Source organism: Pseudomonas sp. G1002 (assembly GCF_013385455.1).
In the GTDB taxonomy this organism is placed as follows: Bacteria; Pseudomonadota; Gammaproteobacteria; order Pseudomonadales; family Pseudomonadaceae; genus Aquipseudomonas.
In genome coordinates, this window is record NZ_JACAPY010000075.1 from 1 (window position 1) to 3,068 (window position 3,068).

The following is a 3,068-nucleotide window of genomic DNA, read 5'->3' on the forward strand; positions in this document are numbered from 1 at the left end:
GGCGATCAGCATTTCCGAGTCGTTGGCCCCGGAGCAGAAGTTCTTCTGTCCCGAGAATTCCCGCCAGCCCGTGTGGCGCTTGACCACCGTGCGGGTGTCCAGGGGGTTCAGGGTGTTGCCCCAGAACCAGTTGTTGCTGGCCGTCAGGCTGAACCAGGTTTGCCATTGTGCGGGCGTGGCGAATAACCGGACGGTGGCGAGCATCAGGTGATNNGTGGGCGATGGAGCTGTCGACCCGGGCGAATTCGCGCACCACCTCGAAGGTTTCCGACCAGTTGGCGTCCAGCCCGCCGAATTGCCCGGGGATGCTCAGGGACAACAGGCCGCTGCTGCGCAGTTTGTCGCGTTCGGCCTTGGGCGTACCGCCGCTGGCGTCGCGGTCAACGGCGGTGCGCGCGAATTCGGTCGCCAGGTCACGGGCAATCTCCAGTGGCGTCCTGCGGGTGCAGAGTAAGTTGACCGTCACGCGTGAATACCTCGTTGCTTAAGTCGAGAATGCTCGAGCTGATTTGTTTCAACAGGCAATGGATAGAGCAAGACCCATACCAAGTAACAATAAGCCGATAACTTGCGACTTCTTACGGGGATGCAGGCGCGGACAGTGTCGAATACGCAACTTTTGTTGGAGGGCTGTTGGGATTTGCACAGTTGCGTCCTGTGCCCGCAGGGCGGGGCTTTCGTTATGCTTTTATTGCTTGAACATATAAGTGTTTGTGGATGATTTTTTGTATTGTCCGGAATCGAACATTTCACCAGCAAAGTGTTGCGCTTGTGGCGATTAATAAGGGTGGCCGGCCAGTGTTTATTGAGGCTTGGACGTGGCATGAACCCTGCAAAGTTGGAAACAGAGCGCGACTATACGAATAGATGCTCCAACTAATTCGAGACCCCAGGAGTATTTAATTCATGCGGCAACTGTTTGAACCTCGCGCTCGTCGTTTTGAGTCACTGGCCACCGCGTCCAGCCTTGGCGTGCTGTTGATGTTGATACACGGCGCGGCCTTTGCCGCCCAGGCGGACCCGACCCTGGCCACGGTAGTGGTCACCGGTGCCGAAGCCACCGAAGCGCAAAAGGCCGAGAAGCAACTGTCCAAGGTGCCCGGCAAAACCGCAGTGATCGACAACCGCAAGATCGAACAGGGCCGCGCGGCGAACGCCGAGGACGTGCTGGCGTTGCAGCCGGGCGTATTCGCCCAGGCCACCAGCGGCTCGGGCGCGAACAAGATTTCGATCCGCGGTTCGGGCCTCAATACCTTCTATCAAGGCTATGTGCTGGGGATCAAATTCCTCTACGACGGCCTGCCGTTGACCGGCCCGGGCGGCACCCAGGAAGACATGCTGGACATGGCTTCCGTGGACCACACCGAGGTGCTCTACGGCGCCAACGCCTTCCGTTATTCGGCCTTGTCCCTGGGCGGCGCGATCAACTTCGTGAGCAAGACCGGCCGCACCGATCCGGGCAACTACGCGCGTTTCGAAGCCGGCAGCTTCGGCTATCGCAAGGAGCAGCTGAGCACCGGCGGCGTGGACGGCGACAATGACTATTACGTCAGCATCCAGCACAACGAGCGTGACGGTTACCAGGACAACACACCGAACAAGGGGCAGGGGATCGTTGCCAACTTCGGCCACGTGTTCAGCCCGCAACTGGAGACGCGCTTCTACATTCGCTACAAGGAAGAAACCCTCAGCCAGGGCAACACCCTGACCAAATACCAGCTCAAGCATGACCCCACGAGCAACCTCGTGCCCATCGGGCGCAAGAAGGACGGCTCGACGTTGCTGGGCAGCACCACCACCTACACCTTCGACGACAATGCCAAGCTCGAAGTCGGCCTGGGCTACAACGATTACCCGCTGGACAACGGCTGGCGCTATTCGCCAACACCACAGGAATGGCGCTCCCAGGACGTCAACCTGACCTTGCGCTACCTGCGCACCGCCGACACCTTCTTCGGCCTGCGCAGCGACAGCAGCGTGACCTTCAGCAATACGCTGGCGTACCTGGCCGATGTGAAATCCCACAGCAAGGCCACCGGCATCACCCAGCAGAAGACCAACTACACCGGCTCGCGGGACACGGTGTTTTCCCTCGGCAACGAACTGCAACTGAATGACCGCACGTGGCTGTCCACCGGGTTGTCATTGATTGATATCAAGCGCAAGGCGCAGATCGAATACAGCACCGGCACCAATACCAGCGCGTTCCCCAGTGGCGTTGAATACGACGAGACCGACGTCGCCCCGCGCATTGGCCTGCGCTATCAGTTGACTCCGGAATTCGAAGTGTTCGGCAACGTCAGCCGCTCGGTGGATCCACCGGTTACCTGGCAGCTGGGCAGCACCGGCACACCATACATCCGTGATGTGCGGCCGCAAAAAGCCAACACCGTGGAGTTCGGCATTCGCGGCGGCCACGGTATTTTTGACGGCAGCCTGACGGTCTACCGCTCGTGGGTGCAGAAAGAACTGCTGTCGGTAGTGGTACGCCAGGCGACGGCCACCCAGGACCAACTGGTGGCCACCTCCAACGGCAGCGCGACCATTCACCAGGGCATCGAAGCCGGCTTGAATGCGCAACTGTGGGACGGCGGCAATGGCGACACCGTGACCCTGCGCCAGGCCTACACCTTCAACGACTTCCACTACCGCAACGATGCGGTGTTCGGCGACAACCAGCTGCCGGGCCTGCCGCGCCAGGTCTACCAGGCCGAGCTGGAATATCGCCAAGGCAGTGGTTTCTACGCGCAGCTCAACGCCCGGGCGGCGTCCAGCTATTACGTCGACTTTGCCAACTCCCTGAGTGCGCCGTCCTATACGTTGTGGGGGGCCAAGGTGGGCTACGAGGCCCCGAGCAAGAAGTGGGAAGTGTTTGTCGATGCGCGCAACCTGACCAACAAGCGCTATGCCACGGCCACCAACACCGCGTACGACGCCAAGGGCCAGGACTCGGCCAACTTCTATGTGGGGGATGCGTTCAACGTGACCACGGGGGTGGCGTTTCACTTCTGACCGCAGGCCGGCGCTCTAACAAACAAAGGAAATCCTTGTGGGAGCTGTCGAGCTTT

Annotated in this window: 1 protein-coding gene and 1 pseudogene; one reads left to right on the forward strand and one right to left on the reverse strand. The window is 60.2% G+C overall.

The annotated features are described in order from the left end of the window. Positions 1 to 466, reverse strand: a pseudogene (locus HX801_RS31855) (acyl-CoA dehydrogenase family protein); the annotation flags it as partial. Positions 467 to 906: 440 nt separating this feature from the next. Here HX801_RS31855 and HX801_RS31860 point away from each other — a divergent pair. Next, positions 907 to 3,012 carry a TonB-dependent receptor domain-containing protein gene (locus HX801_RS31860; protein ID WP_177023444.1) on the forward strand — a complete coding sequence of 702 codons (2,106 nt, stop codon included), beginning with the start codon at positions 907 to 909 and terminating at the stop codon, positions 3,010 to 3,012. Positions 3,013 to 3,068: the final 56 nt, after the last annotated feature.

What these genes read in the sequence shown, in the direction of transcription:
- HX801_RS31860 (WP_177023444.1), top strand. Translation starts at nt 907, where the DNA reads ATGCGGCAACTGTTTGAACCTCGCGCTCGTCGTTTTGAGTCACTGGCC.